At 36.4% G+C, this 324-nt stretch carries 1 pseudogene; it reads right to left on the minus strand.

The annotated features are described in order from the left end of the window. Positions 1-324: pseudogene (locus tag ACFIK8_RS12035) on the minus strand (metal ABC transporter solute-binding protein, Zn/Mn family); the annotation flags it as partial.

Below are 324 nucleotides of genomic sequence, written 5' to 3' on the forward strand. Positions count from 1 at the left end.
AGTGCAGCTGCTTTATTGGTTTTAATTTGGTTGATAAGTTTGGCTACATCGGCTGCAGTGGCTTCAGCTTCTGGTGAAGCACTTTGGGGTGCAAGAATAGTGAAACCATATTCTTGGGCAAAATAACCAAAGGCGTTATGAGACGTGATAATAATACGTCTATTTTTTGGGATGGTAGCAATCTTTGTTTTAAGTATTTCTTGTGTTTCTTTAAGCTTTTGAATGTAGGCGTTGGCATTTTTTCTGTAATTTGCACAGGATTGTTGATCGATTTTACAAAAAGCAGTAGCGATATTTTTGACATAAATTTCGACATTAGGGATA

This window comes from Bartonella sp. MR168JLCBS (genome assembly GCF_042194175.1).